Origin of the sequence: Streptomyces sp. NPDC049954 (assembly GCF_040656295.1) — a bacterium.
GTDB lineage: Bacteria > Actinomycetota > Actinomycetes > Streptomycetales > Streptomycetaceae > Streptomyces.
In genome coordinates, this window is sequence record NZ_JBFALS010000002.1 from 191,207 (window position 1) to 216,074 (window position 24,868).

General features: G+C 73.1%; 23 protein-coding genes and 1 pseudogene. 11 read left to right on the forward strand and 13 right to left on the reverse strand.

Annotation, left to right across the window (positions count from 1 at the left end):
• Positions 1-72: 72 nt before the first annotated feature.
• The 5 genes and pseudogenes from AB0J21_RS04350 to AB0J21_RS04370 all read right to left on the reverse strand — a co-directional run.
• Positions 73-939 carry a hypothetical protein gene (locus tag AB0J21_RS04350; RefSeq protein WP_363144278.1) on the reverse strand — a complete coding sequence of 289 codons (867 nt, stop codon included), beginning with the start codon at positions 937-939 and terminating at the stop codon, positions 73-75.
• 61 nt (positions 940-1,000) lie between these two features.
• Positions 1,001-1,882 (reverse strand): response regulator, encoded by an 882-nt coding sequence (locus AB0J21_RS04355; RefSeq protein ID WP_363144279.1) that lies wholly within the window; start codon positions 1,880-1,882, stop codon positions 1,001-1,003.
• Positions 1,879-3,246 carry a histidine kinase gene (locus AB0J21_RS04360; RefSeq protein WP_363144280.1) on the reverse strand — a complete coding sequence of 456 codons (1,368 nt, stop codon included), beginning with the start codon at positions 3,244-3,246 and terminating at the stop codon, positions 1,879-1,881. The genes AB0J21_RS04355 and AB0J21_RS04360 overlap by 4 nt, the downstream gene beginning before the upstream one ends.
• A 229-nt stretch (positions 3,247-3,475) precedes the next feature.
• Positions 3,476-4,723, reverse strand: coding sequence for an acyltransferase (locus tag AB0J21_RS04365; RefSeq protein ID WP_363144281.1), 1,248 nt, complete (start codon positions 4,721-4,723; stop codon positions 3,476-3,478).
• 472 nt (positions 4,724-5,195) lie between these two features.
• Positions 5,196-6,110 (reverse strand): annotated as a pseudogene (locus tag AB0J21_RS04370) (alpha/beta hydrolase); the annotation flags it as partial.
• A 605-nt stretch (positions 6,111-6,715) separates the two neighbouring features.
• Between AB0J21_RS04370 and AB0J21_RS04375 the strand changes: the two are divergent.
• Entirely contained in the window at positions 6,716-7,534 is an 819-nt protein-coding gene (locus tag AB0J21_RS04375; protein ID WP_363144282.1) for an HAD family acid phosphatase, read from the forward strand.
• A 168-nt stretch (positions 7,535-7,702) separates the two neighbouring features.
• Here AB0J21_RS04375 and AB0J21_RS04380 read toward each other — a convergent pair whose 3' ends face one another.
• A complete protein-coding gene (locus tag AB0J21_RS04380; RefSeq protein ID WP_363144283.1) occupies positions 7,703-8,170 on the reverse strand; it encodes a hypothetical protein in 468 nt (155 codons plus the stop codon).
• A gap of 166 nt (positions 8,171-8,336) precedes the next feature.
• On the opposite strand from AB0J21_RS04380, the gene AB0J21_RS04385 reads away from it, so the two are divergent.
• Positions 8,337-9,236, forward strand: coding sequence for an arylamine N-acetyltransferase (locus tag AB0J21_RS04385; protein WP_363144284.1), 900 nt, complete (start codon positions 8,337-8,339; stop codon positions 9,234-9,236).
• Between the two features lie 97 nt (positions 9,237-9,333).
• Here AB0J21_RS04385 and AB0J21_RS04390 read toward each other — a convergent pair whose 3' ends face one another.
• Positions 9,334-10,305 carry an MBL fold metallo-hydrolase gene (locus tag AB0J21_RS04390; RefSeq protein ID WP_363144285.1) on the reverse strand — a complete coding sequence of 324 codons (972 nt, stop codon included), beginning with the start codon at positions 10,303-10,305 and terminating at the stop codon, positions 9,334-9,336.
• 368 nt (positions 10,306-10,673) lie between these two features.
• On the opposite strand from AB0J21_RS04390, the gene AB0J21_RS04395 reads away from it, so the two are divergent.
• Entirely contained in the window at positions 10,674-12,143 is a 1,470-nt protein-coding gene (locus AB0J21_RS04395) for a sugar porter family MFS transporter (RefSeq protein ID WP_363144287.1), read from the forward strand.
• A gap of 142 nt (positions 12,144-12,285) precedes the next feature.
• On the opposite strand, the gene AB0J21_RS04400 is transcribed toward AB0J21_RS04395, so the two are convergent.
• Complete coding sequence (locus tag AB0J21_RS04400) at positions 12,286-13,578, reverse strand: helix-turn-helix transcriptional regulator (RefSeq protein WP_363144288.1); 1,293 nt, start codon at positions 13,576-13,578, stop codon at positions 12,286-12,288.
• A gap of 186 nt (positions 13,579-13,764) precedes the next feature.
• Here AB0J21_RS04400 and AB0J21_RS04405 point away from each other — a divergent pair, with 186 nt between their 5' ends.
• The 3 genes from AB0J21_RS04405 to AB0J21_RS04415 all read left to right on the forward strand — a co-directional run bounded on the left by AB0J21_RS04405 (position 13,765) and on the right by AB0J21_RS04415 (position 15,996).
• Positions 13,765-14,064 carry a hypothetical protein gene (locus AB0J21_RS04405; RefSeq protein ID WP_363144290.1) on the forward strand — a complete coding sequence of 100 codons (300 nt, stop codon included), beginning with the start codon at positions 13,765-13,767 and terminating at the stop codon, positions 14,062-14,064.
• 450 nt (positions 14,065-14,514) lie between these two features.
• Positions 14,515-15,417 carry an aminoglycoside phosphotransferase family protein gene (locus AB0J21_RS04410; protein WP_363144690.1) on the forward strand — a complete coding sequence of 301 codons (903 nt, stop codon included), beginning with the start codon at positions 14,515-14,517 and terminating at the stop codon, positions 15,415-15,417.
• A 9-nt stretch (positions 15,418-15,426) separates the two neighbouring features.
• Positions 15,427-15,996 (forward strand): GNAT family N-acetyltransferase, encoded by a 570-nt coding sequence (locus AB0J21_RS04415; protein WP_363144291.1) that lies wholly within the window; start codon positions 15,427-15,429, stop codon positions 15,994-15,996.
• A 116-nt stretch (positions 15,997-16,112) separates the two neighbouring features.
• On the opposite strand, the gene AB0J21_RS04420 is transcribed toward AB0J21_RS04415, so the two are convergent.
• Complete coding sequence (locus tag AB0J21_RS04420; RefSeq protein ID WP_363144292.1) at positions 16,113-16,658, reverse strand: hypothetical protein; 546 nt, start codon at positions 16,656-16,658, stop codon at positions 16,113-16,115.
• A 239-nt stretch (positions 16,659-16,897) separates the two neighbouring features.
• Here AB0J21_RS04420 and AB0J21_RS04425 point away from each other — a divergent pair, with 239 nt between their 5' ends.
• Entirely contained in the window at positions 16,898-17,488 is a 591-nt protein-coding gene (locus tag AB0J21_RS04425; RefSeq protein ID WP_363144293.1) for a DUF5994 family protein, read from the forward strand.
• A gap of 122 nt (positions 17,489-17,610) precedes the next feature.
• On the opposite strand, the gene AB0J21_RS04430 is transcribed toward AB0J21_RS04425, so the two are convergent.
• Positions 17,611-17,937, reverse strand: a complete 327-nt coding sequence (locus AB0J21_RS04430) for a hypothetical protein (protein WP_363144294.1) — start codon at positions 17,935-17,937, stop codon at positions 17,611-17,613.
• Positions 17,938-18,044: 107 nt separating this feature from the next.
• Positions 18,045-19,058 carry a zinc-binding dehydrogenase gene (locus AB0J21_RS04435; protein ID WP_363144295.1) on the reverse strand — a complete coding sequence of 338 codons (1,014 nt, stop codon included), beginning with the start codon at positions 19,056-19,058 and terminating at the stop codon, positions 18,045-18,047.
• A gap of 150 nt (positions 19,059-19,208) precedes the next feature.
• On the opposite strand from AB0J21_RS04435, the gene AB0J21_RS04440 reads away from it, so the two are divergent.
• Positions 19,209-19,937, forward strand: a complete 729-nt coding sequence (locus tag AB0J21_RS04440; protein WP_363144296.1) for a pentapeptide repeat-containing protein — start codon at positions 19,209-19,211, stop codon at positions 19,935-19,937.
• A 37-nt stretch (positions 19,938-19,974) separates the two neighbouring features.
• Here the strand turns inward: AB0J21_RS04440 and AB0J21_RS04445 are convergent, their stop codons facing one another.
• Entirely contained in the window at positions 19,975-20,493 is a 519-nt protein-coding gene (locus AB0J21_RS04445; RefSeq protein ID WP_363144298.1) for a hypothetical protein, read from the reverse strand.
• Positions 20,494-20,830: 337 nt separating this feature from the next.
• Here AB0J21_RS04445 and AB0J21_RS04450 point away from each other — a divergent pair, with 337 nt between their 5' ends.
• From AB0J21_RS04450 to AB0J21_RS04460, 3 genes are all read left to right on the forward strand, one after another.
• Positions 20,831-21,502 carry an ankyrin repeat domain-containing protein gene (locus AB0J21_RS04450; RefSeq protein ID WP_363144299.1) on the forward strand — a complete coding sequence of 224 codons (672 nt, stop codon included), beginning with the start codon at positions 20,831-20,833 and terminating at the stop codon, positions 21,500-21,502.
• Between the two features lie 257 nt (positions 21,503-21,759).
• Complete coding sequence (locus tag AB0J21_RS04455) at positions 21,760-22,701, forward strand: DUF4097 family beta strand repeat-containing protein (protein WP_363144300.1); 942 nt, start codon at positions 21,760-21,762, stop codon at positions 22,699-22,701.
• Between the two features lie 160 nt (positions 22,702-22,861).
• The gene (locus AB0J21_RS04460; RefSeq protein ID WP_363144302.1) at positions 22,862-24,280 is read left to right on the forward strand and encodes a M1 family metallopeptidase; all 1,419 of its coding nucleotides are present in this window, start codon (positions 22,862-22,864) and stop codon (positions 24,278-24,280) included.
• 35 nt (positions 24,281-24,315) lie between these two features.
• Here the strand turns inward: AB0J21_RS04460 and AB0J21_RS04465 are convergent, their stop codons facing one another.
• Positions 24,316-24,867 (reverse strand): GNAT family N-acetyltransferase, encoded by a 552-nt coding sequence (locus AB0J21_RS04465; protein ID WP_363144303.1) that lies wholly within the window; start codon positions 24,865-24,867, stop codon positions 24,316-24,318.
• Between the last annotated feature and the right edge of the window lies 1 nt (position 24,868).

The window sequence follows — 24,868 nt, forward strand, 5'->3', positions numbered from 1 at the left end:
TGGTGACCCCGCACGTGCTGGTGCAGGCCGGGGGTGAGCCGGGTGGGGCGGCCGGGGAGGAGCGGTCGCCCCTCAGGCCTCGTGGGCGATGGACTCGGGGACGAGGAGGTGCCGGGCGCGGTGTTCGGCGCCGGGACCTGAGGGGTCGGGGGCGGGACCTGAGGGGTCGGAAGCGGGGTCGGGAGCGTGGGCGTCCGGGGATGGGGTGTCGAGGGCGGAGTGGGCGTCGAGGGTGGAGTGGGCGTCGAGGGTGGAGGCGGAGAGGGCGGGGCCGGAGGAGTCGAAGCCGGAGGAGCCGGGGCCGGATGTCTCCGCGCGCTGTTGCGTGACGCGGTGGTGCGCGCAGGTGGCGCAGCCCTCGAACCACGTCGGCAGCACTCCGGGATGCGCCCGCACGACGTGCTCGGCGAACCCGGACTGGGACAGCGCCGGCCAGTCGCTGTACGCGGCGGCGTCGGCGGCCACCGGATCGGCGCACGCTTCGACCATGTCGACCCGCATCCGTACGCACACGTCGCAGCCGGCCATCCACGGGTGCAGCGGCCACTCCTCGGGGGCGAGCGGGTCCCGGTGCGTAGCCCGCCTGCCCGGGAGCGTCTCCGCCTCCGGGCGGGTACCCGTCTCCGGGTGAGTGCCCGCCCCTGAGTGGGTGTCCGCGTCCGGGTGAGTGTCCGCGTCCGGATGTGCCTTCGCGCCCCGGCGGGTTTCCGCGTCCGGATGCGCCCCGGCGTCCGGATGCGCCCTGGCGTCCGGACGGGCCCCCGAGCCCCGGCGGGCCCCCGGGGTCGCTTCGGGCGCGATGGCCCCGTCAGGCGCGACGTCTCCGCCGAGGGCCTCGTGGTCCTCGCGTCTGCTCCAGTCGCCCGGTCCCGCATGCCCGTCCTGGGCGTTGTGTCCGGTGCGCCTGTTGTGGCCGTTGTGCCCGTCCTGGTCGTTCACGGCGCCCACGGTAGTGGGTGGCGCGGGCGCCCGTGCGACGCTCCCCGATCTTCGTCCGCGACTACTCTCCGTCGCCGCCCGCCGGGCGTACCACCCCCGTCTCGTACGCGAAGATCGCGGCCTGGGTCCGGTCGCGCAGCGAGAGCTTGACCAGGATGCGGCCCACATGGGTCTTCACCGTCTGCTCCGCCAGGATCAGTCGGGCCGCTATCTCCGCGTTCGAGAGACCGCGTGCGATGAGTGACAAGACCTCCGTCTCACGTTCGGTGAGTGGTGGCACGTTCGGGCGTCTCGGTGGCGCCTCGCCCCTGAGGCGGGTGAACTCGGCGATCAGCCGCTTCGTGACGTTGGGCGCGAGCAGGGCGTCCCCGGCGGCCACCACGCGGACCGCCTGGGCCAGTTCGGCGGCGGAGGCGTCCTTCAGGAGGAAACCCGACGCGCCCGCGCGCAGAGCTTCGTACACGTACTCGTCGAGGTCGAAGGTCGTCAGCACGAGGACCTTGGGAAGCGGACGGTCCGAGCCGTCGACGTCCACGGGAGCGGTGCCCGGGTTCGACGGAATGGGCGCGTGGACGTTCGAGGCCGGCGGAATGGGCGCGTGGACGTTCGGGTTCGGTGGGGCGAGGGCGTGGACGCTCGGGGTCGACTGGGCGGGGGCGGGGATGCTCGGGGCCGACTGGGCGGGCGTGTGGATGCTCGGGGCCGGTGGCGCGGCGGTGAGTCTTCGGGTGGCCTCGATTCCGTCCAGGCCCGGCATGCGGATGTCCATCAGTACGACGTCCGGGACCAGTCGGGCGGCCTGGTCGAGAGCGTCCAGGCCGTCCACCGCCTGCCCGACCACCTCGATCCCGGGCTCCGCGTTGAGCAGCACCGTGAAGCCCTGCCGGACCATGACCTGGTCGTCCGCGATCAACACCCGGACGTCGGCTTCGGAAAGGTTCACGCTGGGGGCTCCTCGGGATCGGCGGGGGAGAGGGCAGAGGGGGAGGGGAAGGAGGCGGGCGCTGCGGATACGGTGGCGGCGGGCGCGGGGGTGGCAGCCCGGGCTGGGGGTGGTGCCGGGGTCGGCAGGATCGCGGCCACCTCGTAACCGCCTTCGGGGGTTGGCCCGTTGGCCAGTTCGCCGCCCAGCATCGCGATCCGCTCCCGCATCCCGAGCAGGCCGTGCCCCGGGCCGGGGGACGGGGCCACGGGCCGCTCGGGAGCGCTGTTCGTGACCCGCAGCGACAGGGCCGCCCGGTGGTACCCCAGCTCGATCGTCACCGTCGCCCCGGGTGCGTGCCGCAGGACGTTGCTCAGCGACTCCTGCACGATCCGGTACGCCGACAGCTCGACCCCCGGCGACAGCGCCCGACGAGCTCCCGTCACCGCACAAGCCACGTCGAGGCCCGCGCCTCGAACGCCGTCGAGCAGTTCGTCCAGCCGTTCCAGCGTCGGCTGCGGGGCGTGCGGGGCGTGCGGGGCGGGATCATCGGCCCGGGCTGTGCCCGCGACCCCGTCCGGATCTCCCTCGTGTGCCTCGGACCGCAGAACGCCCAGTACCCGGCGCAGTTCGGTCAGTGCCTCCAGCGCGCTGCCCCGGATCGAGGCCAGGTTCTCCTTCAGCTCCGGCGAGGGGTGCTCCACGAGATGCGGTGCGACCTGCGCCTGTATGGAGATCACCGACATGTGGTGCGCCACGACGTCGTGCAACTCCCGGGCGATGCGGCTGCGTTCCTCCAGTACGGTACGTCGCGCGCGTTCCTCGGCCGTCAGCTCCTCCTGCACCACGAGGGCGCCGCGCGCCTTGCGCAGCCCCCGCAGTGCGGCGCCGAGGACGGTGGCGGCGACCAGGTAGGGGACGACGCGCCCCATGCTGTCGTTGTACGGCTGCGTGGCCGCCGCCCGGCACAATAGCCCGGCCAGCACGCTGATCCCCAGGGCCAGCGCCGCCCGACGCGCTCGCACCCGCAGGGACAGCAGCAGCAGCGCCCCCGCCTGGAGTAGCGCACCGGACACGCTCCACGGGTAGAGCGCCCCGGCGTCGGTGAACACCGGTAACCGCGCCACGACGACGAACAGTGCCAGTCCGCCCCACCACGCGGACACCGGGCGGAACGCCCCCGCGACGAGCAGCGCGCTCTGCGCCAGGCCGAACAGCAGGGAGGGGCCCGCCACCCCGCCGCCCGGTGAGTTCAGGTCGTTGACGACGAGCACGGCCAGAAACGGGACGGACACCACCAGGGGCATCAGCAGGACCGGCCGCCATGGCGCCTCGCTCGCCGGGCGCCACGGATCGGCGGGTTCCGCCCACAGGTCCGCCCTCACGACGCGTAGCGCCCTACGGAGTAGGGCCTGTGCCGAGCGCGCCACGCGCGAGGAGGGCGAGCTGTCCGGGCCGGCCGGCCGCCGAACCCCGTCCGTCGCACCCACAGACGTACCCGTACCTGCACTCGCACCTGCACCCGTACCTGCACCTGCACCTGTTCCGGTCTCGCCCTTCTCCGGCAGGTCCCGCACTCCGGCCACCTCCCCCGCGCCGTGCCGGCGCCTCACCCTAGCCATGCCCGCCCCTTTCCGGTCCGGTCGTCGGACGCCCGCGCCGAACCACCCTCGTAGTAAGCGTCACTTGAGCGGTTCTCACTGATGCGGCGCCCCGGTTCGGGCCCCGGCGCCCCTGCTCGTAGGTGCGGAAGGCGGCCCAGCACAACAGGAGGGCGAAGGCGAACACGGGGAGCCACAGCAGGCGGGCCAGAACCCAGCCCGGGCCGTCCGGCACGGTGTGCAGTCCGGGCAGCGGGCCGCCGAGCCGCAGCGCGCTCACCGTGACCGTCATCATCGCCGTCTGGTGCCACAGGAACACCGTCATCGTCGAGAGGTTCAGCAGCGCCACCGCGGCCCACGCGAGCGGACGCCGCAGCCGTCTGCGCAACGGCCCCACCAGGAGCAACGCCCCGCCGCACTGCGCCAGCCCGAAGGCGACCGCGGCCAGAGTGGGCGGATCCAGATTGGAGACGGCCCCGCCCGGGACGCCGACCATCGAGGCCGGGTAGCCGCCCAGGGCGATCAGCAGTGCGGAGGCACCCGCGCCGCCCAGCAGCAGGACCAGGCCCGCCCGGCGACCGTCGAGTTCGCCGCGAGCCCAGCGCGCCCCCAGGCAGTACGGGACGAGCCAGCCCGCCAGGACGTTGACCCGGCCGAGCCCGTCCGCCCAGCCGGGCCCCGCCCCACCACCCGTCGCACCACTCAACGTGCCGAGGCCGAACCGGAGCAGGTCGATGTGCAGGACTACGGCCAACGGCCACAGCGGATGCAGTCGCGCGGCGAACGGGGTCGCGGCCGTCAGCCCGGCGAACACCAGCAGGAACCACAGAGGAGAGACGACCAGTTTCAGAAGCACGTGGAGCGTGCCGGCCTCCGCCCCGCAGCACAGCGCGACGACTGCCGCTACCGCCCATACGACGAGCAGGGCGGCGACCGGCCGGAACAGCCGGGCGAGCCGCGCCCCCAGCCACCGCCTGTAGGGCACCCCCTTGGCGCGCGCCGCCTCCCAGCTCAGGGAACCGACCCGGCCGCCCACGAAGAAGAACACCGCGAGCGTCTGGAACACCCAGGAGACGGGCGTCAGGTACGGCAGGTGCTGGAGCGGGCTCGCGCCGTGCAGGCCGCCGCTGTCCGAGACCAGCGCGGTCACGAGCCAGTGACCGAGGACCACACCGAGCACCGCGAGCGCCCGCAGCCCGTCCACCGCGCGGTCCCGGTCCGGCGGAGTCGCCCTCTCGACGCGCGCCGCGAAGAACCGCACCCGGCCGAGAGCTGAGGACGGGAGAGAGGGACAGGGGGAGGGCGAGTGGGAGTTCGAGCCAGGGGACGAGTGGAAGGACGAGCCAGGGGATGAGCGAGAAGACAGGCGGGCGGAAGGGCCCGGTGCCGGATGTGCGGTCGGCAGTGAGGCGGTGCTCGGCCGGTCGGCGTGCGCCGCTCGGCCGGAGGGGCGCGGACGCGGGTTCTCAGCCATGGCGTACCACCTGCCGTACCACCTCTCGGGGGTGAGCGAGCTGGGCGGATTGGAGGAACTGGGTGGATTGGAGGAACTGGCTGAGGTGAGTGAGCTGGGCGGGCTGGACGAGCTGGGTGGACTGAGCGGGCTGCGCGGTCCAGGCGGAGGGGTGTTGAGAGGAGAGCTGGATTCGCGGCTGGTGGGCGGACTCCGGCGCGGGCCTCGCCTCGTGCACCCGTCCCGCACGGTCGGGGGCGGCCACGGGCACCCGGCCCACCACGAGGCCTGCGATGTTCTTCAGCGAGGTCGTGCCCGGTCGCAGGTAGTCGCTGTGGGCCGCGTTCCCCGCGTCGAACACCCGGGCGCCGAAGGCGGGGGACAACGGATCGGCCCCGAGGCCCAGCGTCGTCCCCGTGAACGGCAAGCGCAGTGCGGTGTGCGGCACGGAGGCGATCCAGTCCCGCGAGCCCCGGCCTGCCCACACCCGCGCCCCGGGGCGAAGTCCCAGCCCCGCCACCGTGGCGCGCCCGGCGCCTGGACTGCCGTACAGCACCAGCTCGTTGACCGGCAGTCCGTGCACCGCCCTGCCGCACACCACCGAACCGTAGGAATGGCACACCAGGGAGATCCGCGCCCCCGGCCGCGCCCCGTGCAACGCGCCCACGAAGCCCCGTAGCGCGGGAGCCCCCTCGTCGGCGCGGCCCGGCGTGAGGACCGACGGGCCGACCGTGCTCGGCGTCGCGTAGCCGAGCCACGCCACGACCGCCGACCGGGGGCCGAGTCCACGCGACAGGGCACGTGCCCCGTCCCGCAGCCGCCCGTACTGGTCGAGTCCGGTGTCCGAACCGGGTACCAGCACCGCGATCCGCTCCGCGTGCGACAGATCACCGAACACCTCGACGGACCGACCGCCGTCACGTCCGTCGAAGGAGAGGAACCGCCGGCCCGGGGCGGCCATGGCGTGCAGGGACGCCGCGCGTCGTGCGTCTCCGTGCACCCGGGCGGTACGCGCGGCCGCCGTGATGTCGGCGCGCGTCGTGGCGTACCGGACGGTGAGCCGCTCCGGCGTGGCCGGCCGCAACGGGCCGAGCGGACTGGGTACGGGGGCGGGAACGGCGGCGGGCCGTGCCGCTCCCGTCAGCAGGACCGCCACCAGCGCGGTGACGAGGAGGGCCGGCAACGCCCGCCGCACTCGGCCGGGATCGCGCGACGGGGCCGGCCGCCTCAGGCCCGGACGGCGCGGTGCCCGGCGCAATGGGCCGAGAAGAGCCGCCCAGCGCGTGCGGCCGGGACCAGACGGCGCCCGCCGCACCTCGTCGGAACGGGCGGGCGCCCGCAGTTGCGTACGGCCGGACGAACGAGGCGTCATGGCAGGTGCCTTTCCGTGACGGGAACGCCGGCCGGGCACGGCCGAACGGGGCGGGCCGGGTGGCCTCGCCTCAGGCACTGAAGGTAGGAAGGACAAGCCCTCGGCCGCGTCACACCACGGAGCCAACTCGCTTGTAGCTCTCAGGTACGGGGGGTATGAGGCAGCGTCACCTCGTCGGCTCGCCCGCCCGGCCGACACCCCGGACGCCGCCTCTCCAGCACCGATCACGAAGCCCTCGCGGCAGCGGACCGGGAATCTTCGTGCGAACGGACGGGAAACCGGGGACGGCACACGCGTGTATGGATCAGGTATCGATGGGGTCAAGCCCCTTTCCGAGGACTGTGTGATGCGCGTAGACAAGTCCCGCACCCACGGCATCTCCTCCCGGCGCCCCGCGCGGTGACCGGTTCTTTCGAAAGGCAGTCCCCATGCGGAAGTCCCTTCAGGTGGCGGGCGTCACCGCCGCCTGTGCCCTGGCCGGAACGCTGGTCTACGGGGCCGGAGCGGCAGGCGCGCACGGCGGTTCGCAGCAGGCAGGTCACGAGCCGCAGAACATCGGCCTGCTCGTCGGCCAGATCGATGACTACTACGGCGCGCAGCAGCAGGCCGACGGCACCTGGACCGCCTCCGAGCACAGCGACTACGCGAAGGACCTGGCCCGCGTCGAGTCCCGGGCGAAGGCCGACATCAGGCAGGCCACGGCGCGGACCGGACACGAGGCGCACGGGAAGCACGGCGGGGCGAAGGCCAAGCCGGCGATCGTGCTCGACATCGACGACACCGCGCTGCTCAGCTTCGACTACGAGCGGCGCACCAACTACGTCTACGACAACGACACCTGGAACGCGTACGTCGACCAGGCGAACCGGCCCGCCGTCTTCGGCATGCCGGAACTCGTGAGCTACGCGAAGCAGCACGGCGTCGAGGTCTTCTTCCTCACCGGGCTGAGCGAGCCGCAGCGCCCGGGGGCCGCGAAGAACCTCGCCAAGGTCGGCTACGACACGCAACTCGACAAGGCCCACCTGTTCCTCAAGGACAAGGCGAACCCGCCCGCCTACCTCAAGGACTGCGCGAGCGCCGCCGCGTGGAACTGCACGACCGTCCAGTACAAGGCGGGTACGCGCAAGCACCTGGAGGACTCCGGCTACCGCGTCATCGGCAACTTCGGCGACCAGCAGTCCGACCTGACCGGCGGCTACGCCGACAAGGGCTACAAGCTGCCCAACCCGACGTACTTCGTGGAGTAGAGGAGTAGGGGAGTAGAGGGGTAGGGGAGCAGAGGAACAGGGGAACGGGGAGGGGGCGTGGGAGCAGGGACAGGAGGCTGGGGCGACGGGGAGACGGCGGCGCCCCCACGCACTCTCCCGCTTGCCGGATCGCCTCCCACTCCGGATCGCTCCCCGCCCGCCCCTGCCTCAGCCCTCGCTCCCCTCTCCCTCTCCTCCTTCCTCCCCTTCCCTCTCAGTCGTTGCCCCGTCGGCCTCAGCCGGCCGCCAGCCCTGGCGGCGGAGTTCGGCGGCGATGTCCGGCGCGCGGTAGTGCGGGCCCTTCAGCACCTTGCCGTCCGCGCGCCGCTCGGGTTCGCCGTCCGGCCCGAGTTTGCTCATGTTGGCGCGGTGCACCTCGGCGAGGACCGCGTCGAGATCGATGCCGTGCACCAGGGCGGTGCCGTAGGCGACGTACACGAGGTCGGCGAGTTCGTGCGCGAAGTGGTCGAGCGGACCGTCCACCGCGACCTCGGCGACTTCCGCGTACTCCTCCGCCAACAGGTCCTGGCGGTGCGAGGCGACCCGGGGTGGCAATTCGGTGGGCCTGTCGCGGGCGTCCAGCCCGAAGGCGGTGTGAAAGGCGCGTACGGAAGCGGCGGGAGAAGAATGTGTCACGCGCCGAGCCTATGAGGGCAACCGGACCGAACCGGCCCGGGACCGAACCCGCCCGGGACCGAACCCGCCCGGGACCGAAACCCTCCAGAACACAAACCGGCCGAACACAAACCGGCCTCGGCCGGAAGCGGACTGGGACGAAAGGGATCCCCGTACGCTCGCGGGCATGACTCCGAACCCGCACAGTGTTCCAGGACCCGGCGCGAAGGCGGCCCCCGCGGGGGCCGGGGACGGCGCGGATTTCGATCTCGTCGCCTACCTGGACCGCCTCGGCCTGGGCGGTCGCGCGCCGCGGGGGACGGCCCTGGAGGTCCTGACCGCCGTGCACCGCGCGCACCTTCTCGCGGTGCCGTTCGAGAACCTCGATCCGGTCGCCGGAACCGTACCCTCGCTCGCCCTCGCGGACATCCAGGACAAGCTGATCCGCCGCCGCAGGGGCGGTTACTGCTTCGAGCAGAACACCTTGCTGGCCGCCGCCCTGGAGGCGCTGGGCTTCACGGTGCGGCGCCTCGCGGCCCGCGTCGTCCTCGGCACCGACCGCTTCGACAGCCGGCCGCTCACGCACATGGCCCTGCTCGTCGACGTCGAGGGCGAGCCGCTGCCGTACCTCGCCGACGTCGGCTTCGGCACGATCGGGGCGCTCCCGGAGCCCGTCGCGCTCACCGTCGACGCCGAGCACCACGCGCACGGCCGCCGCCACCGCCTGGCCCGCACCCGCCCCGAGGGCGCCTCGCTCGACACCTGGGTGCTCCAGGCGTACGGGGCGGACGGCTGGGTCTCGCAGTACGTGTTCACCACCGAGCCGGTCCCGCAGCCCGACCGCGAGGTCGCCAACTGGTACGTCGCGACGCACGCGCACTCCCCGTTCAACAGGCGCCTGGGCATCCAGCACACGACCTCCGACCGGCACTACTCGCTCTTCGCGGACGAGAGCGGGGCCCGCGCCGAACTGACGGTGACCCACCTCGACGGCCACGCCGAGGTACGCGTCCTCACCGGGGCCGAGGAAGTACGCAGGTCCTTGGTGGAGGACATGGGACTGCCGCAGGAAGTACTGGCGCGCTGACGCCGCCCCCATACGGCCGTCAAGGCGCCGGGGCCGCGACCTCGCCGCGTCGCGGAACGGGAGGGGGCCGCCGACGTGCGGCCCCCTCCCGCGTCCCCTACGCCGCGCCCGGGCTCTCGTCCGCGATCGCGACGACGTCCACGAACAGTTCGAGTATCGGCCTCGGCTCGGTGCCGTCGAGGTGGCGGTACTCGGAGCTGACGGTGACGACGAGGCGTTCGGGCAGCGCGAGCCGCGGGTGGCGGGCCTCGGCCACGATGCTGCGGGCCGCCTCCAGGGCCGTGAGGCCGCGCGCGTGGTGGGCGTGGGCACGGTCGCGGACGTACGCGAGGTAGTCGATGTGCGCGAGGAGACCGGACCGGTCGAGGAGCGGACCGTGGCCGGGGACGAAGGTGTCCGCGCCCGTGTCGAGTGCCTGTCGGCAGGCGCCCATCACTCCGTCGAGGGGCCCCGCCCAGTGCACCGGATGGTCGCCGGGTTCGGCGTCCGTCGAGGCGAACACGACGTCGCCGGTGAACACGACGCCCTCGTCCGGGAGGTGCACCATCAGGTCGCCCGTCGTGTGCGCGGGCGGCAGGGGTATCAGCCGTACCGTCACCCCGCCGACCGACAGGACGTGTTCCGCGTCGATGAGCGTGTCCGGGCGCACCGCGTCAGCCGTCGACCAGTCGAACGCGCCGAAGTGTGTCCGCAGGTAGTCGCCGAGCGGGCCGGCGCCCCCGGTGACCAGGGCGTGCAACTGGGCGGGGCTCGGCTCGTAGTCGATGTGGTGCAGCGCCTCGCGGGTCGCGAGGATCTCCGCCTCGGGCAGCGCGCCCGCGCCCCACAGGTGGTCCCCGTTGGCGTGCGTCACCGCGATCCGTGACACGCCCACGCCGGGCGGGAGCACGTCGGCCGCCTGCTTCAGCAGCGTACGGGCGAGGGAATGGTCGTACGGCGTGTCCACGAGCAGCGCCTCGTCGCCCGCGGACACCAGCCCGCAGTTGGCGAGACCCCAGCCCCTGCGGGGCGGCAGCCACACGTGCACGGAGTCGGAGACACGGCGCAGCCGTGCCGGAGTGAGCGTCATGATCCCGAAGTCTGCCCCGCCCCTCCCGACGGTTCCGCGCCGGGGGACCGGGTCTTCCGCGGGCCGCCGCTGAAGCGGACGGGGCCCGGCGCACGGCGGCGGGACGAAGGCGACAAAAGCCGCAGGACCGGGCGCGGGCAGGGCCGACTACCGGTGCGGAGGTCATTCAAAGGTGTGAAAGACGGCCTTTCGGCGCACCCGTACAGGCGGAACGAAACCACACCGGGTGTACTCCGGCCGAAGGATGTACACACCGGAGCGCGCGCCGACACCGGCCCGGACCGGCCGCCCGCAGGGGCGGCCCCCGGGACGGGCCTCTCAGGAGTCTCCCAGGAGCCGACGCGCCGGAAACGGAAAGGTGCATGCGGATGAGCGCGGCACAGGGCAGGGGCACACCGGGCGGAGCGGCGGCGGACGGGCAGTCGAAGGCGGGTGGTAAAGCGGTCGGTGTGTCGATCGCCGCCGCCGTCGGCGGGTTCCTGTTCGGCTTCGACTCGTCCGTCATCAACGGCGCGGTGGACGCGCTCGGCGACCACTTCCACCTCGGCGACTTCCTGTCCGGTTTCGTCGTCTCCATCGCACTGCTGGCCTGCGCGGTCGGTGCCTGGTACGCGGGACGGCTCGCGGACAGCTGGGGCCGGCGCCGGGTCATGCTGCTCGGCGCGGCCATGTTCGTCATCAGCTCGATCGGCTCCGGGCTCGCCTTCTCCGTGCCGGACCTGCTGGTGTGGCGTGTCATCGGCGGCCTCGGCATCGGCATCGCCTCCGTGATCGCCCCGGCCTACATCTCCGAGGTCGCGCCCGCGAGCGGGCGGGGCGCCCTCGGCTCCCTTCAGCAGCTCGCCATCACCATCGGGCAGCTCGTCGTCCTCAGCTCCAACAAGGGGCTCGCGGGCGCGGCCGGCGGCTCCTCCCAGGACCTGTGGTTCGGGCTTCCGGCCTGGCGCTGGATGTTCCTGGTCGGGGTGATCCCGGCCGCCGTGTACGGCACCCTGGCGCTGCTCATCCCCGAGTCGCCGCGCTACCTGGTGCTCAACGGCCGCATGGAGGAGGCGTCGAAGGTACTGGAACGGGTCTCCGGGGAACGCGACGGGGCGGCGAAGGCCCGGCAGATCAAGGAGACGCTGCGCAAGGAGCACAAGTCGAGCTTCGCCGACATCCGCGGCAGCCGCCTCGGACTGCATCCGCTGGTGTGGGTCGGCATCGTGATGGCCGCGTTCCAGCAGCTCGTCGGCATCAACGCGATCTTCTACTACTCGACGACGCTGTGGAAGTCGGTCGGTTTCAGCGAGTCCAGCTCCTTCACGACCTCCGTGATCACGGCCGGGATCAACGTCGTCATGACCGTCGTCGCGATGCTCTTCGTGGACCGGGTCGGGCGCCGCATCCTGCTGTCGATCGGTTCGGTCGGCATGTTCCTCGCCCTCGCGCTCACCTCCGTCGCCTTCTCCCAGCAGCAGGGCACCGGCGACGACGTGAGCCTGCCCAGCCCGTACGGCCCGCTGGCGCTGGTCGGCGCCAACATGTTCGTCGTGTTCTTCGCGCTGTCCTGGGGCCCGATCATGTGGATCATGCTCGCGGAGATGTTCCCGAACCGGATGCGCGCGATGGCGCTCGCGATCGGCACGACCTCGAACTGGCTGTTCAACTTCCTGGTCACCTTCTCCTTCGAACCGATGACCCGGAAGGTCGGCCTGTCCTGGCTCTACGGCGCGTTCGCCTTCTTCGCCCTCGCCAGCTTCGTCTTCGTCCGCACGAAGGTCCCCGAGACGAAGAACGTCGAGCTGGAGGACATGACGGGGGAGACGCACCAGCGGGCCGCCCGGCCCTCTCGCTGACGACACGCGGGGAGCGCGCCCGTCCCAGGTGGAGGCGGGCGCGCTTTCGCGTGCGGGGGCACCTTCGCGGGGCGTGCCGTCCCCGTTTCGTACGACGCGGGTGGCTGACGGACGAGCCGCACCGCCGTCCCCGCCGCTGCCGTCAGCCCCTCTCGGCGAGAGCCGCGACGAGTTCCCTGCCCTCGGCCGCCCCTCGCCGCAGCAGGAGCGAGGCCGTGGTGTGCAGCTCCTGCCACGCGTGCGGGCGGCCGACGCCGTCCGCGTCCGGGACGGTGGCCAGGGCGGTCGCGAGGGACTGGGCGGCCTCACCCGCACCGGCCAGGGCGTGCGCGAGGCACGCGCGGTACCAGGCGCGGTCCCTCCGATAGGTGGCGGGCAGCGCCGTGAGCCCGGTCGTGAGCTGGTCGACCGCGGTCCGCCACTGCCGCAGCTGCATCGAGGCCATGCCGCGCTGCAGCGTGAACCAGGTCTCGTCGTAGAAGTACATCCACGCCGGTTCCTCCTCCGGCCGCCCGGCGGCCCGGACGATCAGCTCCTGCGCCTCGTCGAGCAGCCGGTGCGCCGCCCCGGCCTCGCCGGCCATCGCGTGGCCGCGCGCCTCCATCTGCGCGGCCATCCCCCGTACGCCGGGCGAGGCGCCCGGCGCCGACCAGCGGGCCGCCTGCGCGAGCCGTACGCACTTCGGGCCCTCGCCGCGCGACCACGCGCCGTGCGCCTTCATGCTGAGCGTCGTGGCGGCCATGTCGGCGTCCCCCGCCTCCAGCGCCCACTCGTGCGAACGGCCGTACCAGGACAGGGCCGTGGTGGTGTCACCCTGGTCCTGTGCCATCCAGGCGAGGAACTGGGCGTGTTCGGCGGCCAGCCGCACCACGCGGCCCGTGAGCGGCCCGCGCGTGCGCTCGTACAGGCCGGTGACCGTGTGCAGCTGCCGGCGCATGATGCCGACGAGAGGCCGCGACCCGATGGTGTCCTCCGCGCGCCGGTGCTCGGCGAGCAGCCGGTCGAGCCAGTCGAGGGTCGCGGCGTCCACCCCCCGCTGACCAGGGACGGAGACGATCGTGCCGGTGAGCCGGTCGGCGAGGTCCTCGTCCGGCTCCGTCCCCGGCAGCGCGAGCCCGGCGACCGGAAGCCGCGCCGCGCGGGGCGGTGCCCCGCCGGGGCCGGCCCGGTCGGGCCCCGCCTGCTCGGGGACGCCGACGACCGGCACGCCGAGTCCGGCGACGATGCGCGACCGCACCTCCACCGACGTCACCCGGCGCCGCCCGCGTTCGATGTCCGACACGTCCGACTGCGCCAGGCCGACGCGTTCCCCGAGCCGGGTCTGGCTCAGGCCGGTGAACTTCCGGTACGCGCGGAACACCGCGCCCCAGTCAGCCCGCGCGACGGCCGCGTCGAGCTCCGGATGCGACCAGACGGAATCCGAAATCTGCCCCATGTCGCGAATATAGGCCGGTCCCATAGGGCCTTCGGATGGGAACCGGGCGCCCGGACCGGAAGCCTTGCTTCCGCCGACGCCCGCCACGGCAGCAGGCCGTGGGGTCCGGGACGTCGCCGGGAGAGAGGAGCGCGACGGACATGGACGACGAACCGAGGAGCCGACGGCGGGAGAGGGGGCGCGGCGATGCGACTGCTCCCGTGGACCGGTGAAGGCGGTAAGGACTGCTACCTGATCAGCGTCGGTGACGCCGTGGCCGACAGCGTTGTCTCCCGCCTGGCGGACAGTGTCGAAGCCATACAGCTCGCCATGGCGCAGGAGCTGCTCGACCACGTGCAGAGCGCCCTGCGCGAGGGCGCGACCTCCGAGACGGAACTGCTCTTCTACGTCACCCATTTGAGTTCCGCACTGAGAGACGCCCTACGGGTGGCGGAGAGTCGCGGCGGCCGGCTCCAGATGACCGGTGCCGCGAGTGAAGCGTCCTGACCCGCGCTTCCCGGCGGTTGCTCTTCTGCTGCGCCGCCGCTTCAAACCATCCGTTCGCGTGGGATTCCCGGGCGACTACTGAAGGTAGTTTTACGGATGCGGGGAGTTATTGAGTCCCCCTTCCCGCACCCGCCGCCACCCGTGCCTCCCGCCGCCCCGCACTCCTCCACCGCCCTCTCCTGCCGGCCGCCCCCGGGCACGGCAGGGGAGAGCGGCGGTGCGGCGGCAGGTGGCGGGTGGTGGCCGGGGCGCACCTTGACAACTGGAGAGCGTGTACGGCGGTCCGGTCCGGCAGGGCCGTCTCGGCGGACCACGCCGGAGGGCGCAGCCGGAAGGGTCGGTGACGTGCCGCCTGCGCTCACGGGCGACGCACGTCACCCGCGCTCACGGACCTACGATCCCCGCGTGAGCGACACTCCGGTTCCCGCCCCGTCCGATGCCGGCCTCCCCGTGCCGTCCGATGCCCCGTTCGAGGTGCCCGCGGCCCTCGTCGAGAGCCAGATCCGGTACGAGAAGGAGGCCGGGCGGGCCTTCGTCGAACAACTGCCCTCCCGAGCGGCGCACTTCCTGGACGCCTGGGACCTGCGGCCGGACGGCACCCCGCTGCACGGAGCGGCCGCCCTGGTCCTCCCGGTGCGCAGGGCGGACGGCACGCCCGCCGTCCTCAAACTCCAGTTGCGCACCGAGGAGAGCGAGGGGGAGGGTGCGGCCCTGCGCGCCTGGGAGGGCCGGGGCGCCGTCCGGCTCCTCGCCGAGGACCCCGGCACGGCGACGCTCCTGCTGGAACGTCTCGACGCGAGCCACGACCTCGGCTCCGTGCCGGACCCGGTGCGGGCGAGCGTGCGGATCGCCGAACTGCTGCGCCTGCTCCACTCGGTCCGGGCCCCGGCGGGCCTGCGCACCCTGGCCTCGGTGGCGAGCGAGATGCTCGACGCGCTGCCCCGCGCCCTGCCCCGAGTGGCCGACCCCGGGGTGCGGGACCTGCTCGCGGACTGCGGCGCCGCACTCCGCGACGTCCTGCCGGAACCCGGCGACCGGCTGCTCCACTGGGACCTGCACTTCCAGAACGTCCTGGCGTCCGGCCGGGCACCCTGGCTCGCGATCGACCCGAAACCGCTCGCGGGCGATCCCGGTTTCGATCTGCTGCCCGCGCTGCACAACCGCTACGACGCCGGGCAGACCGCGCGCCGTTTCGACGCGATGACGGACGTCCTGGGCCTTGACCGGCGACGGGCCGCGGCCTGGACCCTGGCCCGGGTCCTCCAGAACTGCCTGTGGGAGATCGAGGACGGTCGCCCGCTGCCGGCAGCTCAGGTGGAGATCGGGGCGCTGCTGCGCGAACAGGCCGGTTAACCTGCGCCCATGAGCGACAGCACGACGACACGGACGACACCCGGCACACCGGCCGCCACGCGCGGCCCGGGCGGCCGCGTCAGGCCGGCGACCCGCGAGGACGTCTCCGAGATCCACGCCATGGTGCGCGAACTGGCCACCTACGAGAAGGCCCTGCACGAGGTCCGCACCACCGAGGAGCAGCTGACCGAGGCGCTGTTCGGCGCGCACCCCGCCGTGTTCGCCCACATCGCGGAGGACGCGGCGGGCGAGCGCGTCGGCTTCGCCCTGTGGTTCCGCAACTTCTCCACGTGGCGCGGTACGCACGGGATCTACCTGGAGGACCTGTACGTCCGTCCCACCAGCAGAGGCGGCGGCCACGGCAAGGCACTCCTGACCGAACTGGCCCGTATCTGCGTGCGCGAGGGCTACGAACGCCTGGAGTGGTCGGTCCTGAACTGGAACACCCCGAGCATCGCCTTCTACGAGTCCCTCGGTGCCCGCCCGCAGGACGAGTGGACCGTCTACCGGCTCACGGACGAGGCACTGGCGAGGGTGGGCGCCACACGGGAGGCGCCGGGGGCGAAGCGGGAGGGGTGACGACGCCGGCGTCGGATCCTGTCAGGGGTGACGAAGCCGGCGTCGGATCCTGTCAGGGTGACGAGCCGGGCGCCGGGGCCGGTCCGCTGGGCCGACGCCCGTGAAGGGCTCGGCCGTCACTGCGGCCGGCGCCTGCCCCACACGTCGAGCGCCCCGGTCGCGGAGGCCGGAGCCGCGTCCAGGCGTCCGAGAGTGGCCCACCCCCAGGAGCTGAAGGCGTGGTGCGCCGGGAAGGCGTGCACCGGCACGCCCGCCACGACCCACGCCGTCTCCGTCCGCGTCAGCAGGTGCTCCAGGAGCCGGGTCGCCACGTGGGCGCGGCGCTCACCGGGGCGCACCATCAGCTCCGCGACGAGGAAGACCTGTCCCGCGGCGGTCAGTTCCTCGGCCTCGGGATGTGCCCCGGTGAACCCCTGCCACCAGGTACCGGCGCGATCGACCGTGTAGCCGTAGGCGCAGCCGCCGAGTTCGGCCGCCCCGGCGATCACCATTTCGAAGCCGGTGCGCTGCACGTCCTCGGCATACCGGTCCAGGAAGCCCTGGCGGTCTTGGAACACCTCGCCCGGCGCGCCCTGGTACGACTCGACGTACAGGTCGGCCATGGCCTCCCGCTGGGTCTCGGCCTGCCAGCGGGACAGCCTGCGCAGGAACACCTCGGTCACGGAACACTCCTGTCGTACGGCCTCCGGGGGCGCCCTGTGCGCCCCGGCGTCGGGTATCTACCCCCCACCGGCCGGGCCAGCCGAATCCCGGCCCACCAATGTCACCGGCGCACGCTGCCCGCCCGGGCCCGGGCGGGGAGTAGCCTCGGCCCATCGGGAGTTCTTCGTATTCCGGCTCCGCCGGCGTCGCTCCCGGTAGGTGACAATGCCGGGCACTCGCCCGGAGACAGGTTCGCGCCATGTCCGCGACCAACGCGCAGCCCCCCGCGACGCTTTCGGCGGTGCCCGACCTTCCGGCCGGGACGCCCGAGCCGCCGCGACTCTCCTTGAAGGAGCCCGACGCACCCCCCGGTCTCCTCGACGGGGCCTGGTGGCCCCGCTCCCGCGACCTGACCCGTGAGATCCCGCAGCTGATCGAGGCGCTCGACTCCCGCTGGGGGAGGATCACGCGGATCGCGGTGAACTTCCGTTCCTGGCCGACCGTCCCGCGCCGGATCTCCGTACCGGGGCACATCGTCAAGGTCGGCTGGTTCACGGCGGAACTGGACCCGAACAAGCTGCTGCTGCTCTCCTACAACGCTGGGCGCTGGGACCTGCTCGTCGTACCGCCCGAAACGGAGCCGGCCGCCGCGGCGCGCCTCATGGCGGCGGCCTCCGACGCTTCGGGGCCCGCGCTGACCGCGACCGAGTACCTCTCGGCGGACGCGGCCCTGAACGGAGCGGCCCCGGGCGACCCGCGCCGGACGGAGACCCGTATCGCGCGGGGACACGAGGGAGGAACCGTCACGCGGCCCCGGGCCACCGGCACGGGCTCACCCTCGGCGACGTGACGGCGCAGGCCATGACCTCGGCCGGCCGACGCCGCGGACCTGGGACAGCCCCCGGTCCCCGGCCCCGGGCCGGTGCGTCCGGGTAGCGACTCACTCGCCTTTGTCCTCGCTCCCTTCCGTCCTCACTCGTCCCCGTCGGACCAGGCGTTGGCCCAGCCGCACAAAGGGCAGGCGTAGCGGCCGTTGAGTCCGGCGATGACGGTGCCGCACTGGCGACAGTCGGTCTCGGTGATGTTCAGGGCCGCGAGCCGCTCCGGGGTGGAGAGCGGCGCCGGCGCGGTACGTGACGGCCGATCGGAACGCGCGGGACGCGGGACCGTGACGGCCCGGCGCGTGCCCGTCCGTGCGGCGGAGGGCAGCGCGGACGCGTGCTGTTCCGGGACGGACGTCCCGGTGTGCGAGGGGGATAACTCGCGGGATGTCGGGCTTTCCTGGTGGGAACCGGCCATGCCCGCACCCTAGCGCCCGCCGCCGTTCGGGGGCGGGGAAGTGCCGGACCGGTCCGGCCGCCACCTCCGAACGGGACGTGCGCGCGGTACCTGCGGGCGGAGGCGGGTCAGGGCTCCAGCACGACCTTCCCGACCGTGGCCCTGCCCTCCAGGGCGCGGTGGGCCTGTGCCGCGGCGGCCAGCGGGAACTGGTCGGTCCTCGGCCGCAGACGGCCGGCCGCGGCTTCCGCGAGCGCCCTGCTCTCCAGTGCCCGCATCGGGTTCTCGCCGCCCTCCCGCGCCATCATCACCGGGCCGAGCACCGGTTCGGAGGTGATGCCGCGCTCGGCCAGTCCGCTCTCCGTGAGGTCGAATCCGCTGCCGTCGGCGGCGATGCCCCGGCTCGACCAGCCGAACACGAGATGCCGGCCCCCGGGGGCGAGCAGGCGTACGGCCTCCTCGGCCGCCGCGCCTCCCACCCCGTCGAACACGACCGTCACGGGCCGCTGACCGCCCAGGAACCCGCGTACGGCGGAGGGCCAGCCGGGCTCGTTGTAGTCGAGGGACAGGTCGGCGCCGTTCTCGGTGACCAGCGCCGTCTTGCGCGCCCCGCCCGCCAGCCCGACGACGGTGGCGCCCGCGTTCTTCGCGTACTGCGTCAGGAGCGTGCCGAGCCCGCCGGCGGCCGCGAGGACGAGGGCGACCTCGCCCGGTCCGAGGGCGGCGAAGTTCAGGATGCCGAGCGCGGTACGTCCGGTCCCGATCATGGCGACGGCCGCGGCCTCGTCCAGTGTGCCGGGGATCTCGTGCAGCTTCGCGGCATCGGCCACGGCCAGCTCCGCGTAGCCCCCGGGCGCGAGACCGAGGTGTGTGACCACCCGCTTGCCCAGCAGCCCCGGATCGGTACCCGTACCAAGTCCCACGACGGTGCCCGCGATCTCCCGCCCCGGGATGGTGGGCAGTTCGGGCGGCGTGGGCATCGGCCCCGTCCTGACGCCCGAGCGGATCGCCGTGTCGAGCAGGTGCACCCCGGCGGCGGCGACCGCGACGAGCACCTGTCCCGGTCCCGGAACAGGGTCGTCGGTCCTCTCGTACACGAGGACGTCCGGAGAGCCGAACGTGTGCTGGCGGATCGCGTGCATGGCTGGCTCCGTGGCTCCGTGGGAGGTCGGTCGGTGGCGAGTACCGAAGCCCAGCCTGAGCCCTCAACCATGGTCGAGGTCAAGGTCGGCCGACGGGGACACGGCTCGGGCGAGGGAGGCGGTGTCAGTGGGGTGCGTCACCATGGGCGCATGGCTCTTCCTCGCTCCTCGTCACCCCGGCAGGGCTCCCCGGCGCGCGGCGACGCCCGCCGGCGGCCCGCCGTACCGCCCGCCCGCCGCCCGGCGCTGCGCCTGCCACCGCTCAGTCCGCTGCCACCCGGCGGTCTGTCCCCCGACGGTGACTACGACGGGCTGGAGCTGCGTGGACTCGACCTCGGCGGGGAGGACGGCGGCGGGGCCGGCTTCCTCGACTGCGCGCTCGTGGACTGCGACCTGACCGAGACCCGGCTGACCCGCGCCCGGTTCGTGGACTCCCGGCTGGAGTCCGTACGGGGAGTGGGCACGGACCTCGCGGAGGCCACGCTGCGGGACGCGGAGATCGTCGAGCCCCGTCTCGGCGGAGTCCAGCTGCACGGTGCGGTACTGGAACGCGTCGTGGTGCGCGGTGGGAAGATCGACTATCTGAACCTGCGCGCCGCAAAACTCAAGGACGTGGTCTTCGAGTCCTGCGTCCTGGTCGAGCCGGACTTCGGGGGTGCCACCCTCCAGCGGGTCGAGTTCGTGGACTGCGCGCTGCGCGGCGTGGACTTCAGCGGGTCCGTCCTGAAGGACGTCGACCTGCGCAGCGCGGGCGAACTGCTCATCGCCCGGGGAGTGGACCGCCTCTCCGGCGCCGTGATCAGCCCGCAGCAGCTCATCGACCTGGCCCCGGCCTTCGCGGCGGAACGGGGGGTGCGGGTGCTGGAGCACGGGGAGTAGGGGGCGCGGCCCCCTGTTCCCCGTTCCCCGGGCGGTCTCAGCGGCCGCCGCGTCCGGCCGGGAGGCGGGGGAAGCGGGCCTGTAGGTCCCAGATCACCGGGTTGTCGGCGAGCGCCTCGTGCATGTCGAACAGGTCGGCGAGCAGGTCGTGCAGGAAGTCGCGGGCCTCGCCACGCAGTTCGGCGTGCGGGAAGGCGAGCGGGGGAACGTCGGCGGGCAGCCACTCGGCCTCGATGTCGACCCAGCCGAAGCGCCGCTCGAACAGCAGCCGGTCCGCGGACTCCGTGAAGTCCAGCTCGGCGTACTGCGGCCGGGCGGCCCGGCTGCCCAGCGGGTCCTCGTCCAGCAGCTCCGCGATGTCGCACAGCGCCCACGCGAAGTCCAGCACCGGCACCCATCCCCAGGCTGTGGACAGCTCGCGGTCGCTCTCGGTGTCCGCGAGATACACGTCCCCGCTGAACAGGTCGTGCCGCAGCGCGTGCCGGTCCGCCCGCCGGTAGTCGGTCTGCGGCGGGTCGGGGAAGCGGCGGGAGAGGGCGTAACCGATGTCGAGCACGGGTCGATGGTGTCACGGGGGCCGGAGCCGGGCAGTCCCGGGCGAGGCGACGGCCCGCGGGTCCGCACGCGGAGGCCCGGGGAGGCGCCGCGGTGGCCGCGGGCAGAGGACACTGAGCGCCCGGCGGACGTGAGGCCGGGAGAGGATGAGCGAGTCGGCCTGTGCTGACGTGCCGACGGCTCGACGACCACGTGACGACTCCCCGGGGCAGGCGCGACCGTCCCCGGCCGCCGACCCGCGCGGACCACGAGGTACGGAACCCACGTGACCCGAATGACCCGCGGTCCCGCGTGGACCCGTGTGACGCGTACGACCAGAAGCAGGAGTGCACGAAACGATGACCAGCCACAGGTACAGCCGCGACCGGAACCCGCGCGACCGGGGCGCAGCTGCGGCCGCCGGAAACCGGCTGCTGGAGGCGGCCGCCCGTGGGGACGAGGCCGGGGTGCGGGAGGCGCTGGACGCGGGCGCCGATCCGGAGGTGCGGGACGCCGCCGGCCGGACCCCGTTGCTGCTCGCCGCGCTCGGCGACCACGTGGCGGCGGCCGGGACACTGGTCGCGGCCGGGGCCGATCCGGACGCGCAGGACGAGCGGCTCAACAGCTCGTGGCTGGTCACGGGGGTCACGGGGAGTGTCGCGATGATGCGCGCCCTGCTCCCGGCGGATCCCGATCTGACGCTGCGCAACCGGTTCGGCGGGATCGCGCTCATCCCGGCGTGCGAACGAGGGCACGTCGCGTACGTCCGTGCGGCGCTGCGGGAGACGGAGATGGACGTCGATCACGTCAACCGTCTCGGCTGGACCGCCCTCCTGGAGGCGGTGATCCTCGGCGACGGGGGCGCCGCGCACCAGGAGGTCGTGCGGCTGCTGCTCGCGGCGGGCGCCACGCCGGATCTGCCCGACGGTGACGGCGTCACCGCACGGCAGCACGCGCGGCGCCTCGGTTTCGACCGCGTCGAGAGGCTGCTCGGGTTGGCCGAGACGGCGGCCGAGGTGACGGCCGGGTGACGGCCGAGGCGGCGGCCGGATGAGTGGCCTGGCGGGCGGCCCGCCACAGTGGACACGGTGGGGTAAACCTCAGTAACTCTCTGCGGTACGCCTCATGGTGGAGCGGTCCGGTGGCCCGGCAAGCTGAGCGCATGGTCCTCACGCCGCGCGTATCCACCAGCCGTTCGGGTCCCCACGACCACCCTGAGAGTTCTGCCGCCTCTGCCCCCTTTTCCGACCCCTCCATCCGCTCCGACACCGGCGGAGCGCCCGCCGCCGTGTCCCCGGGCCGACACGGCTCCCGCAGGGCTGTCCGCATCGCCCTGTCCTCCGCCTTCGCCGTGCTCGTGGCCGGGCTGCTCAGCGGCTGCGGTGGGGGTGACGAGGTGCACGCACGCAAGGACTTCGCCTACGACGGCACCCGGCTCACGCTGCGGACCAGCAACGTGAAGCTGCGGATAGTTCCTTACGACGGTGCCACCGTGAGGGTCGACCGGTGGCTCAGGGGCTCGGGCCTGCGCAGCCCGAAGGCCACGTGGTCGCTGGACGAGGACCGGCTCAAGGTCGAACTGGACTGCCCCGGCATCAACTTCTCCTGCGAGGGCCGGGCCGAGGTCCGGGTGCCGAGGAAGCTCGCGGTCGACGTCGACAGCCGGAACGCGAGCGTGCGGGCCGCCGGGCTGCGGCACCCGGTGACCATCACCTCCCGCAACGGCGGCGTGACCCTCTCCGACGTACGAGGCGCCCTGAACGTCACGACGACCTCGGCCTCCGTCTCCGTCGACCGGGTGACGGGGCCGGTGCGCCTGTCGGCCGAGAACGGAGGCATCACCGCGCACCACGTCGACGGCTCGCTCCACGCCCGCGCGACCAACGGAAGGATGGACATCGAGGAGGTCACCGGGGACAGCGACCTCCAGAGCTCCAACAGCGGCATAGACGCGACGTCCCTCCACGGCGACGCGAACGCCCGCACCACCAACGGCAAGGTCCGGCTGGGCTTCGCCGAGCCCCCGGCCCGCGTCGTCGGCCGTACCGTCAACGGACAGGTGTCCGTCGTCCTCCCCGACGACGGCACCGTCTACCGGACCGGCGGCGCGACCACCAACGGTCACCGCACCCTCGACGTGCCCCACGCGAAGAGTGCCACCGAGCCGCACCTCCTCGACCTGTCGAGCAGGAACGGCGACGTCAGGGCGGAGGTGCGGAAAGCGAGCTGACCGGAGCCCAGGGGAGGGAAGAGGAACCGAGCCAAGGAAGCAACCTGATGAAATGCCGTAAATCACCATCCGTCGATCGTATTATCTGCCGGTGCCGAGACGACCTCGTCCCCCTTCCCGCCTCCGTAGGGCCACCCGCGCCGGCGCCGCCGTCCTGGCCGTGCTGTCTCTCGGGCCGCTCGTCTCGTGTGCGGACGCGCGCGGGGCGCACGGCACCCCGGGCACTTCCGGTCTGCGCGATCCCTACTTCCCGCGTCTCGGCAACGGTGGATACGACGTGCTCCACTACGACCTGCGGATCTCCTATACCCGTAAAAGCTCGCGGAGTTCGGGCCAGCACCTGCGCGGGGTGGCCACTCTCCGGGCCCGCGCGGACCAGGACCTGACCGCCTTTCGCCTGGACCTGCACGGGCTCGACATCGAGAAGGTCACGGTGGACGGGGAGACCGCCCGGGTCAGCAGGGACGCGGACGACGTGACGATCCGCCCCCGGCGCGACCTCGGCAAGGGCCACGAGTTCCGCACCGTCGTGTGGTACTCGGGCACCCCAAGGACCATCACCGACCCGGACGGTTCCGAGGAGGGCTGGCTGCCCACGGCCGACGGAGCCCTCGCGCTCGGCCAGCCCACCGGGTCCATGGCGTGGTTCCCCGGCAACCACCACCCCGGCGACAAGGCCACGTACGACCTGACCGTCACCGTCCCCAAGGGGCTGCGCGCGCTGTCCAACGGCGAACCACGCGGGGAGCGGCGCGACGAGGAGGGGCGGACGACGTACCGCTGGCACATGGGGCAGCCCATGGCGAGTTACCTCGCGACCCTCGCGATCGGCGAGTACGAGGTGCGGGACACGACGATCGACGTCCCCACGCGGACCGGGGGCCGGAAGCTGCGCTCGATCACCGCCTTCGACCCGGAACTCGACCACGCGGCGGCCCGCAAGGCGCTCGACCGGCTGCCCGAGGTCCTGGCCTGGGAGGCGGACACCTTCGGTCCGTACCCCTTCTCGTCCACCGGGGCCGTCGTGGAGCGCGAGGGGGACGCCGGATACGCGCTGGAGACTCAGACCCGGCCGGTCCTCACGGGTGTTCCGGGCGTCGGTCTCCTCGTGCACGAACTCGCGCACCAGTGGTACGGCGACTCCGTGACGCCCAGGAGCTGGCGGGACATGTGGCTCAACGAGGGCTTCGCGACGTACGCGGAATGGCTCTGGCAGGAGCGACACGGAGGGCCGAGCGCCCAGCACACCTTCGACGCGCTCTACGAGGGCGACTACTTCAAGGGCGACCCGGGAGCGAGCGCCGCGGTATGGGAGTTCCCGCCCGCCGAACCGCCCTCGGCGCGCGACATCTCGAAGGCGCCGGTCTACCAGCGCGGTGCCATGGTCCTGCACAAGGTACGCCAACAGGCCGGTGACAAGGCCTTCTTCGCCCTGCTCAAGGACTGGGCCACCGACCACCGGCACGGCAACGCGGACACCGCAGACTTCACCGCCTACGCCGAACACACCACCGGCAAGGACCTCGGCGGCGTGTGGAAGGACTGGTTGTACGGGAAAGGGAAGCCGTCCAGGCCGTAACGAGAGGCGAGCCCCGTCATGAGGGGGTCCGGGGGTCAGAGAGCCCCGGCCGGCGGGTCCAGTTCCGGGCCCGGGCCGAGGTCCTTGCGCAGGACGAGGGTCGGGCGGCCGAGCACCAGGTCGGGGCGGTGGTCGATGACGACGTAGCCCAGGGCCGCCCAGAAGGCGAACGCCATGGTGTTGTCCTCCAGCACGGCGAGCCGCACCCCGGTACGCCCCTCCTCCCTGAACCGGTCCTCGACCGTGTGCGCGAGCCGGCGGCCGAAACCGGAGCGGTGCGCGCTCTCGTCGATCATCAGCAGCCCGATCCACGGGTCGGGGTCGTCCGAGCGCGAGGGATGGTGGCGCCGGGTCACCGCGATCCCCACCAGCCGCCCCCGGGAGCGGGCGAGCAGCACCTCCGCGTCCGGATGCGACAGTTCGTCGGCGAGGGAGGCGGCGACCTGCTCCGGCCGGATGTCCTCCGGGTCCGGGAACTCCCCGCTCAGCTGCTGGAACTCACGGTTCGAGGCGTACAGCGCGGTCAGCTCGGTGAGGACCGGGCCGGGAATGTCGTTGTCGACGGGCACGAGGGTTTCGACCATCATG

Bases quoted from the DNA above. Each gene is read 5' to 3' on its own strand.
- AB0J21_RS04375 (WP_363144282.1), top strand. From the start codon at position 6,716: ATGCGGAAGTCCCTTCAGGTGGCGGGCGTCACCGCCGCCTGTGCCCTG.
- AB0J21_RS04385 (WP_363144284.1), top strand. From the start codon at position 8,337: ATGACTCCGAACCCGCACAGTGTTCCAGGACCCGGCGCGAAGGCGGCC.
- AB0J21_RS04390 (WP_363144285.1), bottom strand. From the start codon at position 10,305: ATGACGCTCACTCCGGCACGGCTGCGCCGTGTCTCCGACTCCGTGCAC.
- AB0J21_RS04395 (WP_363144287.1), top strand. From the start codon at position 10,674: ATGAGCGCGGCACAGGGCAGGGGCACACCGGGCGGAGCGGCGGCGGAC.
- AB0J21_RS04400 (WP_363144288.1), bottom strand. From the start codon at position 13,578: ATGGGGCAGATTTCGGATTCCGTCTGGTCGCATCCGGAGCTCGACGCG.
- AB0J21_RS04405 (WP_363144290.1), top strand. From the start codon at position 13,765: ATGCGACTGCTCCCGTGGACCGGTGAAGGCGGTAAGGACTGCTACCTG.
- AB0J21_RS04415 (WP_363144291.1), top strand. From the start codon at position 15,427: ATGAGCGACAGCACGACGACACGGACGACACCCGGCACACCGGCCGCC.
- AB0J21_RS04425 (WP_363144293.1), top strand. From the start codon at position 16,898: ATGTCCGCGACCAACGCGCAGCCCCCCGCGACGCTTTCGGCGGTGCCC.
- AB0J21_RS04430 (WP_363144294.1), bottom strand. From the start codon at position 17,937: ATGGCCGGTTCCCACCAGGAAAGCCCGACATCCCGCGAGTTATCCCCC.
- AB0J21_RS04435 (WP_363144295.1), bottom strand. From the start codon at position 19,058: ATGCACGCGATCCGCCAGCACACGTTCGGCTCTCCGGACGTCCTCGTG.
- AB0J21_RS04440 (WP_363144296.1), top strand. From the start codon at position 19,209: ATGGCTCTTCCTCGCTCCTCGTCACCCCGGCAGGGCTCCCCGGCGCGC.
- AB0J21_RS04450 (WP_363144299.1), top strand. From the start codon at position 20,831: ATGACCAGCCACAGGTACAGCCGCGACCGGAACCCGCGCGACCGGGGC.
- AB0J21_RS04465 (WP_363144303.1), bottom strand. From the start codon at position 24,867: ATGATGGTCGAAACCCTCGTGCCCGTCGACAACGACATTCCCGGCCCG.